This window comes from Lysobacter sp. 05T417, from assembly GCF_056396405.1.
Map to the genome: position 1 here is coordinate 504,622 of NZ_JBFTLK010000002.1, position 14,688 is coordinate 519,309.

A 14,688-nucleotide genomic window follows, 5' to 3' on the forward strand; every position below is an offset into this window, starting at 1 on the left:
CCGGACGTGCCATGCGTCCGGTTTGCGAATATTGGAGCCCGGAATGTCGATCGTCGTCCGCGACGTGCGTGAGCACGAGCTGGATTCCGTCCTTGCACTGAACAATGCCGCCGGCCCCGCGATCCTGCCGCTGGATGCGGCCCGACTGCGTCATTTCTTCGAAACCGCCGAATACTTCCGCGTCGCCGAGCGTGACGGCGCCCTTGCCGGGTTCCTGATCGGCATGGGCAGCCACACCGACCACGACAGCAGCAACTTCCGCTGGTTCCGCGAGCGCTACCCGGACTTCTTCTATATCGACCGTATCGTCGTTGCCAGCCGCCGTCGCGGCGGCGGCGTCGGCCGGGCTTTCTATGCCGATGCGCAGAGCTACGCCGAGATGCGCTACCCGCAGATGGCGTGCGAAGTGTTCCTGGAAGGCAGCAACGACCCCGCCCTGCTGTTCCATGGCAGCTTTGGATTCCACGAGGTGGGACAACACATGATGACCGAGGCCGATGTGCGCGCGGCCATGCTCATGAAACCGCTGTGCAGCCATTCCTGGGTGCGCGAAACCTACGGCGACGCCCTGCCGCAGGTGGCATGGATCATCCAGCCGCGGGGACCGCGCAACCACGGCGGTCCCAAGGCCGCCGATGCCCTGATGCATCGGCCCACGGGAACCGGCCTGTGAGCGCGGCGATGGACTTTGAACCGGCCGGCGAACTCAAGATCGGCCAGGTCGGTATCGCCAATCTCCGCATCCGCACCCTCGACGTCGAACGCCTTACCGCTGAAATGCGCGATCGCGTCCAGCGCGCGCCGAAGCTGTTCGCGCGCGCCGCAGTGGTGCTCGACTTCGGCGGCCTGACCCGCACTCCCGACCAGGCCACCGCCACCGCCCTGATCAAGGGCCTGCGCGAAGCCGGCGTGCTGCCGGTCGCCATCGCCTACGGCACCAGCGAGATCGAACAACTGTCGCAGGCACTGGGGCTGCCGCTGTTGGCGAAGTTCCGTGCCTCCTACGAGCGCGACGAAAACGCTGCCGCAGCGGCCCCTGCCGCGCACGCGGCGCCGCCGCCGCGGCGCGAGCCCGAGCTGGCGCCGACTGCGGCCAAGCCAAATGCCGGCGCCGCAGCGGCATCGCCGGGCATGATCCAGGCCAAGCCAGTGCGCTCGGGCCAGCAGATCTACGCCGAAAACCGCGACCTGACCGTTCTCACAACGGTCGGCGCCGGCGCCGAGGTCATCGCCGACGGCTCGGTGCATATTTACGGACCATTGCGTGGTCGCGCGCTCGCAGGCGCGCAGGGCAACGAGCAGGCGCGGATATTCTGTCGCGAATTCCATGCCGAGCTGGTTGCCATCGCGGGGCACTACAAGGTATTGGAAGAGATTCCCAAGGACCTGCGCGGCAAGGCCGTGCAGGTGTGGCTTGAAGACCAACAACTAAGAATCGCGGCACTCGACTGATGCCGCATCAACGGAGGATTTAACTTGGCCGAAATCATCGTAGTCACCTCGGGCAAGGGCGGCGTTGGCAAAACCACGACCAGCGCCAGCCTTGCCTGCGGCCTCGCCCGTCGAGGCCACAAGGTGGGCGTCATCGACTTCGACGTCGGCCTGCGTAACCTCGACCTGATCATGGGTTGCGAACGTCGCGTGGTTTACGACTTCGTCAACGTCGTCAACGGCGAAGCGACGCTGCGGCAGGCACTGATCAAGGACAAGCGTTTCGACAACATGTTCGTGCTGGCTGCCTCGCAGACGCGCGACAAGGACGCACTGACCAAGGAAGGCGTGCAGAAGGTCCTCGACGACATGATCGCCGACGGCTTCGACTACATCGTCTGCGACTCCCCGGCCGGCATCGAGAAGGGCGCCTACCTGGCGATGTACTTCGCCGACCAGGCCCTGGTCGTGGTCAACCCGGAAGTGTCCTCGGTGCGCGACTCCGACCGCATCCTGGGCCTGCTCTCGTCCAAGACCCGCCGCGCCGAGAACGGCGAGCGCGTCAAGGAGTTCCTGCTGCTCACGCGCTACAGCCCCAAGCGCGTGGAGACCGGCGAGATGCTCAGCGTCGGCGACGTCGAGGAGATCCTCGGCCTGAAGACGATCGGCGTGATCCCGGAATCGCCGGACGTGCTCAACGCCTCCAACAAGGGCGAGCCGGTGATCCTGGAGACGGAGTCCGACGCCGCACAGGCCTACGACGACGCCGTCGCGCGCCTGCTGGGCGACACCCGCCCGATGCGTTTCACCACTGCGGAGAAGAAGGGCTTCTTCAGCAAGATCTTCGGAGGTTGAGGATGGGCCTTTTCGATTTCCTGCTGGCCAAGAAGCAGACCGCGTCGATCGCCAAGGACCGCCTGCGGATCATCGTCGCGCACGAGCGCGCCGGCCGCGGCGGCACCAGCCCCGATTACCTGCCGATGCTCCAGCGAGAATTGCTGGAAGTGATCCGCAAGTACATCAACGTCGATGCCGAGGCGGTCAAGGTCGACCTGATCGGCGACGGCGACAACAAGGTCCTGGACATCTCGGTGGCACTGCCGGAAAACCCGGCCTCGGCCTGATCGTCGCCTGCCATGCCCCTCCCGTTTGCGCGCAGCGAACGGGAGGGAGCCGTACCCATGCTCACCCTCTCCGACATCGACCCCACCGCCGTCGCCGCCCTGCTCGCCCGCTACGGCCTGCAGCTCGAGCGCGTGGCCGATGGCCAGCCCATCCCGGGCAGCTACTGGGGCGAATGCGAAGCCGGCCTGATCGGCCACAACGTCTACGCACGCGGCGACACGCCCGTGCATTCGCTGCTGCACGAAGCCGCGCACCTGATCGTGCTGCCGCCCGAACGCCGTGCCCAGGTCCACACCGACGCCACCGACTCGATCGAGGAGGAAGACGCCGTCTGCGTGCTGCAGGCGCTGCTCGGCGACGCCCTGCCCGGTGTGGGCCGCGAACGCGTGCTGGCCGACATGGACGGCTGGGGCTACACCTTCCGCCTGGGCTCGGCCCGCGCCTACTTCGAACACGACGCCAACAATGCCTGGCAATGGCTGCACGAGCGCGGCCTGGCTGACTCCGGGACCCGCACCCTGGCCTGAAAGCGGTCCGGGACCTGTGCACCTTGCGCGACCGCGGACGGCCCACTAGCCTTCGGGGGCCTCGTCGCAGCAGCGCGGGCCTTACCCGGAGAGAACGAAGATGAAACCAGTACGCGCCCTGCTCGCGATCGGCATTACCGCCGCCGTGATCGGACTGGCCGGTTGCAAGAAGGAACCGACCCCGACCCCGACGACCGAAGGCGGCACCGCCACGACCGCGCCGGCAGGCGAGACCGCCGACCAGTTCATCGCCCGCGTCAACGACGAATACCGGAAGATGTTCCCGGAGATGACCGCCGCGCAGTGGCTGTCGTCGACCTACATCAACGACGACAGCGGCCTGGTCGCCGCCAAGGCCAACGAGCGCTACCTGGCCCAGCTCAAGAGCTGGATCGAACAGGCCAACAAGTTCGAAGGCCAGAAGATGTCGCCGGACACCGCCCGCGCGATCCAGCTGCTGAAGATCGGCGCAGCGATGCCGCCGCCGAAGAATCCGGCGCACCTGGAAGAACTCACCAAGATCGCCGCGCACCTGGAGCAGGTCTACGGCGCCGGCACGTATTGCACCGGCGACGGCGACGCCAAGCAGTGCCGCCAGCTGGGCGAACTCGAGGACGTGCTGCGCAGCAGCCGCGACTACGACACCCAGCTCGATGCGTGGCAGGGCTGGCATACGATCGCCCAGCCGATGCGCAAGGACTACACGCGCTTCGTCGAGCTGATCAATGAAGGCGCGCGCGACATGGGCTTCGCCGATACCGGCGAGCTGTGGCGTTCGGGTTACGACATGAGCCCGGCCGAGATGTCGGCGGAAACCGACCGCCTCTGGGGCCAGGTCAAGCCGCTGTACGAGCAGTTGCACTGCTACGCCCGCACCCGCCTGGAAGCCAAGTACGGCGAGGACAAGGGCCATGTCGCCGGCAACATGCTGCCGGCGCACCTGATGGGCAACATGTGGCAGCAGGACTGGGGCAACCTCTGGGACATCCTGGCGCCGTACCAGAACGCCGGCGACCTCAACATCACCAGCGCCCTGGAATCGCAGTACCGCGCCGCCTACGACGCACAGCTGGTCAAGCACGCCGGCCAGCGTTCGCCCACCGACCTGGCGCAGTTCGAGCAGGATGCCAAGCTCGCTTCGGCCAAGCTGATGACCGAGCGCGCGCAGGACTTCTACACCTCGCTGGGGATGCAGAAGCTTCCGGCGAGCTACTGGGACAAGACCCAGTTCATCAAGCCGCGTGACCGCGACGTGGTCTGCCATGCCAGCGCATGGGACATGAACATGGCCGGCGACGTGCGCACCAAGATGTGCATCAAGCCGAACGAGGAAGATTTCACCACCATCTACCACGAGCTCGGCCACATCTATTACGACTTGGCCTACAACAAGCAGCCGCCGTTGTTCCAGCAGGGCGCGCACGACGGCTTCCACGAAGCCATCGGCGACACCATCGTGCTGTCGATGACGCCCAAGTACCTGCAGTCGATCGGCCTGCTCGGCGACCAGCAGCAGAGCAACGAGGCGCTGATCAACTCGCAGATGCGCATGGCGCTGGCGAAGGTCTCGTTCCTGCCGTTCGGCCTGATGATCGACCGCTGGCGCTGGGGCGTGTTCGACGGTTCGATCAAGCCGGGCGATTACAACAAGGCCTGGTGGGAGCTGAAGGCCAAGTACCAGGGCGTGGCCCCGGTCACCGCCCGCGGCGAGGACTTCTTCGACGCCGGCGCCAAGTACCACGTGCCGGGCAACACCCCGTACACGCGCTACTTCCTCTCGCACATCCTGCAGTTCCAGTTCTACAAGGCGCTGTGCGACTCGGCCGGTTACAAGGGCCCGCTGTACGAGTGCAGCTTCTACGGCAACAAGGAAGCCGGCGCGCGCTACCAGGCGATGCTGAGCAAGGGCGCCAGCCAGCCGTGGCAGAAGACCATGAAGGAGCTGACCGGCGGCGAGAAGATGGATGCCTCGGCGGTGCTGGAATACTTCGCCCCGCTGCAGACCTGGCTCAAGCAGCAGAACGAAGGCAAGACCTGCGGCTGGGAGTCCGGCGGCACGACCGCGGCCGCACCGGCGGCAAAGCCGGAAGCCAAGCCGGAGGCTGCGAAGAAGGGTTGATTCTCCCTTCGCGCAACGAGAAAGGGCCGGCTGACGCCGGCCTTTTCTTTTTTGAGCTGCCCGTCATTCCCGCGAAGGCGGGAACCCAGCGTCGTCGCTTTCGGCCGATCCCGCCCCCCCACCTTCGCGCGAACGACAGTCCGGTTCTGCTACGTTTGCGCCCTCCCCCGTGCTGCAGGAGCTGGACATGCCACTGGTACGTGTAGACCTGATGGAAGGAAAGGACGACGCCTGGTTGCAGGGCATCGGCGATGTGATCCATGCCGCCATCGAGGACGTCCTCAAAGCCCCCAAGGATGACCGCTTCCAGGTGTTCACCCGTCATCCGCGCGGCGAGCTGTCGATCGACCGGACCTACATGGGCATCGAGCGCAGCGACGACTGCATCCTCATCCAGGTCACGATCAGCCAGGGTCGAAGCGTCGAAACCAAGCAGGCTTTCTATCGCGCGGTGGCGGATGGCCTTCACGAGCGGCTCGGCATGCGCACGCAGGACGTCTTCATCAACCTCGTCGAAGTCGTCAAGGAGAACTGGTCCTTCGGTGACGGGATCGCCCAGTACGCCTAGACAGAATACGACCGGCAAGGGATTTCGCGGCACGAAGGCAAGGTAATGGAACCTTCACGCCGACCCGCATCCACCGGGATCACAATGGCCGCCCGCCGCGGCCTATAGCTGCGGCGCCTTCCAACGCGAGGTCCGCATCGCCATGACCCAGGTCCCTGCACCGCCGCAGTTGCCGGCCGATGTCGCCGCCGAGATCGATGGCAAGCCCGACGTCGCCAGCTCATCGACGAGATTGTCGATCTACCGCACGCGCCTGTCGGTGTATCGCACGCAGGTATCGAACCTGCGCTCGCACCTGGCCAACGAACGCACCCACCTGAGCTACCTGCGCACGACCGTGTCGCTGGTCGGCTTCGGCATCACTCTCAACCGTTTCAGCATGTACCTGGTCCAGGAAAAAGAGCTGTCGGCGCATCACAGCCGCCATTTCCTGCGCGATGCCGGCAACGCCGGCCTGGGCATGGTGGTGCTCGGGCTGTTGCTGCTGATGTGGTCGATCTACCGCTACGCGGCCGTGGGCAAGGACATCGAGCGCGGCCAGTACATCTCGCACCAGAGGGGTACGATCGCGGCCAGCATTGGCCTCCTCCTGCTCGGCGGCCTCACCGCCGTGTGGCTGTTCGTGCGCTGAGGCGATGCGATGATCATCCAGGAAGCGACCCAGGCCAGCAGTGGCTACATCCTGACCACGGCCAACGCGATGCTGCTGTTCTTCATCATGCTCGGACCGGTGAAGATCCTGGCGCCGTTCTATCGCTCGACCGCGACGATGGAACCCAGGGCCGTGCGCAGGATGGCGATCAAGGTCGCCGTGATCAGTGCGATCACCCTGCTGGTGGCAGGCATTGTCGGCAGCGCGATGATGCAGCAATGGCGCATCAGCATCCCGGTGATGGAACTCACCGGCGGAATCGTCTTCCTGCTGGTCGCGCTGAAACAGGTCATGGAGCAATACGGCGATCCTGCGCCTGCCGCCGGCACCGAGCCCCGGCTGATGCACCTGGTATTCCCGATCGTGGTGACTCCCTATGGCATCGCGGCGCTGATCGCGCTGATGGCCCTCAGTGGCGACACCTCGCGCTCGACCACACTGCTCGGCGGCGTCATGGCGATCATGGCGATCAACCTGGTGGCGATGATGTTCGTGCGCCAGGTCATGCGCGGCATCGGCCCGCTGGTCCTGCAGATCTTCGGTGCGGTGCTGGCGGTCCAGCAGGTTGCGCTGGCGCTGCAACTGGTGGTGGTGGCGTTGAAGGGGATGGGAGTGGGGTTGAAGTAGTCGTTCGACCACGGGGAAGTGGGGAATTCGGGGACGTGGCATCCCATCCGAATCGCGGCGTGGCCGCTCGAAGTCCAAGGAGTTTCAACCATGGCAACTGCAAAGAAGGGCGACAAGCCGAACATTCTTGTCATTTTTGGCGACGACATCGGCATGTGGAACGTCGGCGTCTATTCGCATGGAATGATGGGCAACACGCCCAACATCGACAGCATCGGCCGCGACGGCATCGTCTTCACCGATCACTACGGCCAGCCCAGCTGCACCGCCGGGCGCGCGGCCTTCATCATGGGCCAGCTGCCGGTCCGCACCGGCATGACCACCATCGGCATCCCCGGTTCCACCCGCGGCATCCAGGCCGAAGACCCGACCCTGGCCGAAGTACTCAAGTCGGTCGGCTATGCGACCGCACAGTTCGGCAAGAACCACCTGGGCGACCGCAACGAATTCCTGCCGACCATGCATGGCTTCGACGAATGGTTTGGCAACCTCTACCACCTCAACGCCGAAGAAGAGCCGGAAGAACTCGATTATCCCGGCCAGAAGAACCCGGAATACAAGAAGAAGTTCGGCCCGCGGGGCGTCCTGCACGCATGGGCGGCCGACAAGGACGACGCCACCACCGACGACAAGTTCGGCCGCGTCGGCAAGCAGAAGATCGAGGACACCGGCCCGCTGACCCGCAAGCGCATGGAAACCTTCGACAGTGAAGTTACCGCCAAGACCCTCGACTGGCTCGACCGCGTCGGCAAGGGCGACAAGCCCTTCTTCTGCTGGTTCAACACCACCGCCATCCACATCCATTCGCACTGCACGAAGAAGTACATCCAGATGGCCGTCGATGAAGGCCGTGCCGAGGAAGACGTGGTGCGCGCCAAGATGCTCGAGCACGACGAGCAGGTCGGCCAGTTGCTGGCCAAGCTGAAGGAACTCGGCGTCGACGACAACACCATCGTGGTCTACTCCACCGACAACGGCAACGAACTGATGCTCTGGCCGGACGGCGGCTATGCGCCGTTCCGTGGCGAGAAGGGCACGACCTGGGAAGGCGGCGTCCGCGTTCCCTGCCTGATGCGTTGGCCCGCCAAGGTCAAGCCGCACACCATCTCCAACGGCATACAGAACCATGAGGATCTGTTTGCGACGCTGGCAGCTGCGGCAGGCCTGCCCGACCTCAAGGACAAGCTGATCGCCGGCTACACGATGAATGGCACCAAGTACAAAGTTCACCTGGACGGCTACAACAACCTCGACCACTGGACCGGCAAGTCGGCCAAGTCGGCGCGGCGCGAGATCTTCTACTACGACGAAACCGACCTGATGGCCGTGCGCGTCGACGGCTGGAAGATGCACATCGGCGTGAAGCGCGAAGGCAGCTGGTGGGACGCCAAGTACTACCCGAGCGTGCCGTACGTGTTCAACCTGCTGATGGATCCGATGGAGAAGATGGACCCGCAGTCGCACGAGTGGGGCTACATCGGCCGCAAGTTCTTCGCTTCGAAGCTGTGGGCTCCGACCGCCGCCGGTCCGTTCATCGCCGCCCACCTGAAGAGCCTGCTGGAGTTCCCGCCGTCGCAGGGCGCCGACACGCTGAGCATGAAGAAGGCGCTGGACGAGGCGCAGCGCAAGATGGAGCAGCCGCACGCGAGCAGCAACTGAGCATCACCAGGCTTGGGCATCCTGCGTCCCGCCGATCCGGCGGGACGCAGCTTGGCTCAGTACGCGAACTGCAACCGCGCCTGGAACACCGTCGGCTCGTCGCCGTCCATCGGCCCGCCATCGACCTCGAGCACCTTGACGACGTTGAAGCTCGCGCGCAGGTACTGATTGAGGTACCAGTTCAGCGCGGCGGTGGCGTTGCGTTCGCTGCCGCCGTTGATGTTGCCATCGCTCAGGTCGATGCTGCTCAACCGCAGCGCCACTTCGAAGGCGCCCCAGCCGTCGCTGCCGAAGTTGTGCGCGGGCCTGATGCCGTCGAAGTAGCCGCGGTTGCCCAGGTACGGGCGCGCCTCGCCGGTCAGCGTCCATGCCGCCTGCGCGTACCAGCCGCTGAAGTCGAGGTCGGCCCCGGTGCCGCGCGACACCCGGGTCGCCTGGTACTCGCCCTGCAACGAGGCGGCGCCGATCGCGCCGGCCAGTTCCAGTCCGACGGTCGTGTAGCTGTCGACGTTGCGGATCTCCCCGGTGTCGACGAAGCGCTGGGCGAGGATGTTCGACTCTGGCTTGCTGCGGAAGCGCACGGTATCGAACTTCGGCCCGGTCGCGTTGGTGCTGTTGTCTTCGGTCGGCGCGCGCCAGGTGGCGCCCAGGCCCAGGTGGATGAGGCCGTCGCCGGACATCAGCGGCGCCCAGCTGACGCGGGCAGCCGCGCCATAGCCGTCGTTGCCGGCCTGTGCGTTGCCGACCGGTTCGCCGAACAGACCGCCGTTGAGCGACCAGTTCGCGCCCGACGTGCCCAGCCCCAGGCCCGGCGCCCGGGTGATCACGAATGCGAACGGCAGGCCGCGCTCCATGAAGGTCAGGTTCTTGTCGGAGGCGTAGGCCTCCATGCCGAAGGGCTGCTTGAACTGGCCCAGCGTCACCGTGAACGGCTTGAGCGCGTTGTAGCTGATATAGGCGTCGGTGACGCCGGTGGTGCCGCTGAATTCGTATTCGACCCGGTACTGCCAGTCGGTCAGGAACGTGCCGCCGATCGACAGCCGCGAGCGGCGCAGTTCCGAACCGTCGGACAGGTGCGCCTGGTCGTCGTCGTAGTCGGCGAAGTCGAGCTGCTGCAGCGTCCCGACCTGGAATGTGGGTGGCGAGGGCGAGGTGCTGTCCTTGGTCGACAGCTTGAAGCCATCGTCGGTGCTGGCGGTCGCTTCGGTCTTCTGCTCGGCCTTGAGCTCGGCGTATTCCTCGGCGGTGATGATGCCCTTCTGCGCCAGCAGTTCGAGCAGGCCGCTCTTGGCCTGGGCGGGCTGGGCGGCGCACAGCAAAAGGAATGTCGCCGCCGCGGCGGCAAGCGGGATGGGACGCATGGCTTGGACTCCCCGACAAGCCGCACAAAGGGCGGCGGAATGCGCTATATATCGCGCTATATAGCGTCCAACTGCCGCCCGGAGCAACACCATGCCCGCCCTGCCCGCCTTCGTTCGTCGCCTCGCCCTGATCGCAATGCTCGCCCTGGCCGGCCCGGCCATGGCCGAGGAACCGGTCCGCGTCTTCGCCGCCGCCAGCCTCACCAACGCCCTCAACGACATCGGCGCGGCCTGGGAGAAGGCCGGCCATCCCAAGCCGAGCCTGGCTTATGCCGCCTCCTCCGCGCTGGCCAAGCAGATCGAAGCCGGCGCGCCGGCGGACGTGTTCGCCTCGGCCGACCTGACCTGGATGGACTACCTCGACGACCGCGGCCGGATCAGCGCCGGCTCGCGCGTCAACCTGCTCGGCAATGACCTGGTGCTGATCGTGCCCAAGGGCCAGACCGTTCCGGTCGAAATGAAGCGCGGCTTCGACTTCGCCGGCGCCTTCAAGGGCAAGCTCTGCACCGGCGAGCCGGGGGTGGTGCCGGTCGGCATCTACGCCAAGCAGAGCCTGGAGGCGCTGGGCTGGTGGACCTCGCTCAAGGGCCGCATCGTCGGCACCGACGATGTCCGCACCGCGCTGGCTTTCGTCGAACGCGGCGAGTGCCCGCTCGGTATCGTCTATGCGACCGACGCGAAGATCAGCAGCAAGGTCGACGTGCTCAAGGCCTTCCCCAACGACACCCACAAGCCGATCGTCTATCCGTTCGCGGTGGTCAAGGGCGCCCGCCCCGAGGCACAGGCGTTCGTGCGATTCGTGCAGACCTCGGCCGCGGCTGCGGATATCTTTGACCGCTACGGGTTCACCCGCCTCAAACCCTGATCCGCATGTGGTTGTCGCCTGAAGAGTGGGATGCACTGCGCCTGTCGGCCAAGGTGGCGCTGTGGTCGACCGCCGCCTGCCTGCCGTTCGGCATAGCGCTGGGCTGGCTGCTGGAACGCAAGCGCTTCCCCGGCAAGTTCTGGATCGACATGCTGGTGCAGTTGCCGATGGTGCTGCCGCCGGTCGTGCCGGGCTACCTGCTGTTGCTGCTGCTTGGCACCCACGGCCCGCTTGGCGGTTGGCTGCACGAGACGTTCGGGATAGTGGTGGCCTTCACCTGGAAAGGCGCGGTGATCGCGTCGGCGGTGATGGCGTTCCCGCTGATGGTGCAACCGATCCGGCTCGCATTCCGGTTGATTGATCCGCGCCTGGAGAATGCCGCGATCACGCTGGGTGCGCGGCCGTGGAGCGTGTTCTTCAGCGTGACACTGCCGCTGTCGGTGCCGGGGGTGATCGCCGGCAGCTTCCTGTGCTTCTCGCGCAGCCTTGGCGAGTTCGGCGCGACGATGGCCTTCGTCGGCAATATCCCCGGCGAGACGCGCACCCTGCCGCTGGCAATCTACAGCCTCACGCACGTGCCCGATGGCGACGCCGCGGCGTTGCGGTTGTCGCTGCTGTCGATCGCGCTTGCAGTGGTGGCGCTGCTGCTGAGCCGATGGGTCACCCATCGCGCCGAGCGCAAGCTCGGCTTCCAGGACCACCGGGCCCAACATGCTGAACTTTGACCTCGACTTCGCCCGCGGCGATTTCACGTTGTCGGCGCGCGCCGAGGTCGGCGCCGGCGTCACCGGTGTGTTCGGCCCGTCCGGTTCGGGCAAGAGCACGCTGCTGGCGCTCATTGCCGGACTGCTGCGGCCCTCGCGCGGCGCCATCCATGCCGACGGCGACGTACTGGTCGACACCGCCGCCGGGCGCTTCGTGCCGCCCTGGGACCGTCACTTCGGTCTGGTGTTCCAGGATGGCCAGCTGTTTCCGCACCTCACCGTGCGCCGCAACCTGCTCTACGGCCACGACCGGATCGCGCCTGACATGCGCCGCCATGACCTGCAATCGGTGGCGCAGTTGCTGGAGATCGTGCCGCTGCTCGACCGTCGCCCGGCGCTGCTGTCCGGTGGCGAGCGCCAGCGTGTGGCGCTCGGCCGCGCCCTGCTCTACTCGCCGCGCCTGCTGCTGCTCGACGAGCCGCTGTCGTCGCTGGACGATCGCCTGAAGCAGCAGATCCTGCCGTTCCTGCGCCGCGTCAAGGAAGAGATGCGCGTGCCGATGCTGTACGTCAGCCACGCCCGCAGCGAGATCGACTACCTCGCCGATGCGGTCATCACGATGGAGCGCGGCCGCCTCGGCGGCTAGGCGCCCACCGCCAGGATCACGCTCGATGCCTTGAAGATCGCCGCGGCCTCCACGCCTTCGGCGAGCTGCAACGCCTGCGCCGAGGTGTTGGTGATGATCGCGGCGACGGAGTTGCCGCCTCCCAGGTCGATCACCACTTCGCTGTTGACCGCGCCGGGCTGCACGCGCGACACCGTGCCCTTGAGTCGGTTGCGCGCCGACAACTTGACGTCGCCATCGACGCCGGTGGCGACGATCACGCTCGACGCCTTGATCAGCGCAACTGCGCTGTCGCCCACGGCCAGGGCCATGTGCTGCAGGCTTTCGTGAGTGATGATCGCGACGATGCGCGCCCCGCCCGAGAGTTCGAGTTCGACCTCGTCGTTGACCGCGCCGCTGGCGATGCGGACGACCTTGCCGGCGAAATGGTTGCGTGCGCTGGTGAGCATGGTCAGTCTCCCGAGGGTGTCCAGTTCCGCGCCTGCGCCAGACATCCGCGCATTGAGGCGTTCGATGAAACGGCCGTTCTCTTCCTCGACCGCGCGCCAGGCCTCGACGAGCCGCCGACCATGATCAGTCAGGCGAGTACCACCGCCGCCCTTGCCGCCGACGACACGCTCGACCAGCGGCTGCCCCGACAGGTTGTTCATTGCATCGACCGCGTCCCAGGCCGCCTTGTAGCTCAGCCCCACCTCCCTGGCCGCGGCCGAGATCGACTCGACCTGGCCGATCGCCGCCAGCAGGGCCATCCAGCGCCGGCCGGCGAACGGCCCGCGGCTGGCTTCCACGGTGAGCGCGCTGTTGATGCGGAACGACGGCAAGGTCATGGCGCCAGTATGCCGCGAACCGGGCTGGCCTCCAGCCCAGCCCACCCGCCTAGACAACCAGGCGCAGCCCCAACCTCAGCAGCGCCACCTTCAGCCCCACCGCCCGGCCCACGCCGGTCTGCGGACTCTGCGATACGTGGATCCCCACGAGCTTCGCATCCGTGGTCATCCAGGCCGCGCCGGAGTCGCCGCCGGCGAACGCCGCGTAACCCGTCGGCATTGCGGCGTCGGGCAGCACCTCGAAACCGGTCGCATCGACCTGGCCGATGCGCGCACGCGTCACGCCCGTGGCGAATCCGGATTTCACCACCACCATTCCGGTAGCCGGCTCGGTGACGCCCTGCCAGGCGCCCAGCTCGAGGATCGTCGGCGACGTAACGATGTTGCGGGCGATGCGGAACGCGACGATGTCGATGCCGGCGGCAACCTTCAATGCCGTCTGCGCCTCCGACACCAGCGCCCCGACCGCACGCAGATCGGGTTGGAACACATCCATGCGCAGCGCACCGGCGCGGGTGATCACATGCCCGGCGGTGACGCCCCAGCGGTCCTGGCCGTCGCCGGTGGCCAGGCATCCCAGCGTGCCAAAGGTGCCCAGTTCCGCCGACGAGATGGCGACCCCGGCGCGCAGCGGCCGATAGCGCAGGCGGTAGTTGGCGATGCCGTTCACTGCACGATCCCTGCGGCGCGGTCACGGTTGCACGAACTGGCCGGCAGTCGCTTCCAGCCGTTGCGATTGCGCCGGTTCGAGCTCGGGCATGAAGTCGAACCCGGAGCGCTCCTCGATCCATCGCACCGGCTTGATGAAATCCGCATACGCATACGGCGACGGCGGCTTGGCATTGGCGATCACAAACGCGACTGCCTCGACATCGCCATTGCCCTTCTGGCTCACCACGATCTTGAACAGATGCGTCGGCACGGCCACGCCCGCACCGATCGTGAAGTACTCGACCCAGCCGTCGGCGGTGGCAACCTGTTCCTCGTCGGGGTCGTAGAGCAGCGCGCCGGTGATCACCCAGGTGACTTCGCTGTCGGCGGCCATGAGGCGCACGCGCTTTTCCAGCTGGCTCCACACGCCGGAATTGAAGCCGCCCAGTTGCGGCGACATGTTCGACAGGTAGAACGATTCATCGAGCAGCCGCTTGCTCCAGGCCTGGTCCTCGGCCGGGGCGTGATGGCCGCGGGCATAGCCCGAACCCTTGTAATCGCCCAGTTCGGCGCGCGGACCGGACAACTCCGGATCGGCGCGGAAATGGTCCTTGCGCGGGAAAGCGCTGGTGAGATGTTCGGGCACCAGCCGCTCACAGACCCACAGTGGAATCCGGTACTGGCCGCTGTGTTCGAGTGCGTAGCCATCGCGGACCACGAACTCGGTGAAGCCGTGATCCCAGCCGGGCACATGCTGCGGCATGCCGAACGGGCACAGCTCGTCGACCTTGTCGATCTGCGCGGCGGTCAGTTCGGTCCCCTGCAGCGCCTGGAAGGCGCTGTGCCGGGCACGCTCCATCCGCTTGACCGGCGCATGCGTCGCGCAGGAGGCCAGCGTGCACATCAGCAGCACGCACGTCGCCACAATGGCCAGGCGCTGGTTCATG

Annotated in this window: 17 protein-coding genes; 13 read left to right on the forward strand and 4 right to left on the reverse strand. The window is 66.3% G+C overall.

All coding sequences use genetic code 11. The features are described 5' to 3' along the window. Nucleotides 1-43: 43 nt before the first annotated feature. The 10 genes from AC1DER_RS05640 to AC1DER_RS05685 all read left to right on the forward strand — a co-directional run bounded on the left by AC1DER_RS05640 (nt 44) and on the right by AC1DER_RS05685 (nt 8,708). Nucleotides 44-673: a GNAT family N-acetyltransferase gene (locus AC1DER_RS05640; protein ID WP_441815067.1), complete on the forward strand. Its 630-nt coding sequence runs from the start codon at nt 44-46 to the stop codon at nt 671-673. An 8-nt stretch (nt 674-681) separates the two neighbouring features. Then, complete coding sequence (gene minC, locus AC1DER_RS05645; RefSeq protein WP_477247498.1) at nt 682-1,452, forward strand: septum site-determining protein MinC; 771 nt, start codon at nt 682-684, stop codon at nt 1,450-1,452. A 24-nt stretch (nt 1,453-1,476) separates the two neighbouring features. Then, nucleotides 1,477-2,286, forward strand: a complete 810-nt coding sequence (gene minD / locus AC1DER_RS05650) for a septum site-determining protein MinD (RefSeq protein ID WP_441815069.1) — start codon at nt 1,477-1,479, stop codon at nt 2,284-2,286. A 2-nt stretch (nt 2,287-2,288) separates the two neighbouring features. After that, on the forward strand, nt 2,289-2,555 hold the full coding sequence (minE, locus tag AC1DER_RS05655) for a cell division topological specificity factor MinE (protein WP_441815070.1): 267 nt from the start codon (nt 2,289-2,291) through the stop codon (nt 2,553-2,555). A gap of 57 nt (nt 2,556-2,612) precedes the next feature. Further along, nucleotides 2,613-3,083: a hypothetical protein gene (locus AC1DER_RS05660; RefSeq protein WP_477247500.1), complete on the forward strand. Its 471-nt coding sequence runs from the start codon at nt 2,613-2,615 to the stop codon at nt 3,081-3,083. A 100-nt stretch (nt 3,084-3,183) separates the two neighbouring features. Further along, nucleotides 3,184-5,202 (forward strand): M2 family metallopeptidase, encoded by a 2,019-nt coding sequence (locus AC1DER_RS05665; RefSeq protein WP_477247502.1) that lies wholly within the window; start codon nt 3,184-3,186, stop codon nt 5,200-5,202. A 187-nt stretch (nt 5,203-5,389) separates the two neighbouring features. Beyond that, nucleotides 5,390-5,770, forward strand: coding sequence for a tautomerase family protein (locus tag AC1DER_RS05670; protein ID WP_441815073.1), 381 nt, complete (start codon nt 5,390-5,392; stop codon nt 5,768-5,770). Between the two features lie 142 nt (nt 5,771-5,912). Next, nucleotides 5,913-6,401, forward strand: coding sequence for a DUF202 domain-containing protein (locus AC1DER_RS05675; RefSeq protein WP_477247504.1), 489 nt, complete (start codon nt 5,913-5,915; stop codon nt 6,399-6,401). 9 nt (nt 6,402-6,410) lie between these two features. Continuing rightward, the gene (locus AC1DER_RS05680; RefSeq protein ID WP_477247506.1) at nt 6,411-7,049 is read left to right on the forward strand and encodes a MarC family protein; all 639 of its coding nucleotides are present in this window, start codon (nt 6,411-6,413) and stop codon (nt 7,047-7,049) included. Between the two features lie 90 nt (nt 7,050-7,139). Continuing rightward, entirely contained in the window at nt 7,140-8,708 is a 1,569-nt protein-coding gene (locus AC1DER_RS05685; protein ID WP_477247508.1) for an arylsulfatase, read from the forward strand. 56 nt (nt 8,709-8,764) lie between these two features. On the opposite strand, the gene AC1DER_RS05690 is transcribed toward AC1DER_RS05685, so the two are convergent. Continuing rightward, on the reverse strand, nt 8,765-10,069 hold the full coding sequence (locus tag AC1DER_RS05690; protein WP_477247510.1) for an OprO/OprP family phosphate-selective porin: 1,305 nt from the start codon (nt 10,067-10,069) through the stop codon (nt 8,765-8,767). A gap of 91 nt (nt 10,070-10,160) precedes the next feature. Here AC1DER_RS05690 and modA point away from each other — a divergent pair, with 91 nt between their 5' ends. Genes modA through AC1DER_RS05705 form a run of 3 tightly spaced genes read left to right on the forward strand, consistent with a single transcriptional unit; the run spans nt 10,161 to nt 12,284 of the window. Then, entirely contained in the window at nt 10,161-10,934 is a 774-nt protein-coding gene (modA, locus tag AC1DER_RS05695; RefSeq protein ID WP_477247512.1) for a molybdate ABC transporter substrate-binding protein, read from the forward strand. 5 nt (nt 10,935-10,939) lie between these two features. Then, nucleotides 10,940-11,659 (forward strand): molybdate ABC transporter permease subunit, encoded by a 720-nt coding sequence (modB, locus tag AC1DER_RS05700; RefSeq protein WP_477247514.1) that lies wholly within the window; start codon nt 10,940-10,942, stop codon nt 11,657-11,659. Further along, nucleotides 11,646-12,284, forward strand: coding sequence for an ATP-binding cassette domain-containing protein (locus AC1DER_RS05705; protein WP_441815080.1), 639 nt, complete (start codon nt 11,646-11,648; stop codon nt 12,282-12,284). The genes modB and AC1DER_RS05705 overlap by 14 nt, the downstream gene beginning before the upstream one ends. Here AC1DER_RS05705 and AC1DER_RS05710 read toward each other — a convergent pair. From AC1DER_RS05710 to AC1DER_RS05720, 3 genes are read right to left on the reverse strand one after another with little or no spacing between them, the layout of a single operon-like run. After that, entirely contained in the window at nt 12,281-13,090 is an 810-nt protein-coding gene (locus AC1DER_RS05710) for a TOBE domain-containing protein (RefSeq protein ID WP_477247517.1), read from the reverse strand. The genes AC1DER_RS05705 and AC1DER_RS05710 overlap by 4 nt on opposite strands. 49 nt (nt 13,091-13,139) lie before the next feature. Further along, nucleotides 13,140-13,760 (reverse strand): chymotrypsin family serine protease, encoded by a 621-nt coding sequence (locus tag AC1DER_RS05715; protein ID WP_477247519.1) that lies wholly within the window; start codon nt 13,758-13,760, stop codon nt 13,140-13,142. Nucleotides 13,761-13,781: 21 nt separating this feature from the next. Next, a complete protein-coding gene (locus AC1DER_RS05720; RefSeq protein WP_477247521.1) occupies nt 13,782-14,687 on the reverse strand; it encodes a DNA/RNA non-specific endonuclease in 906 nt (301 codons plus the stop codon). Nucleotide 14,688 lies beyond the last annotated feature (1 nt).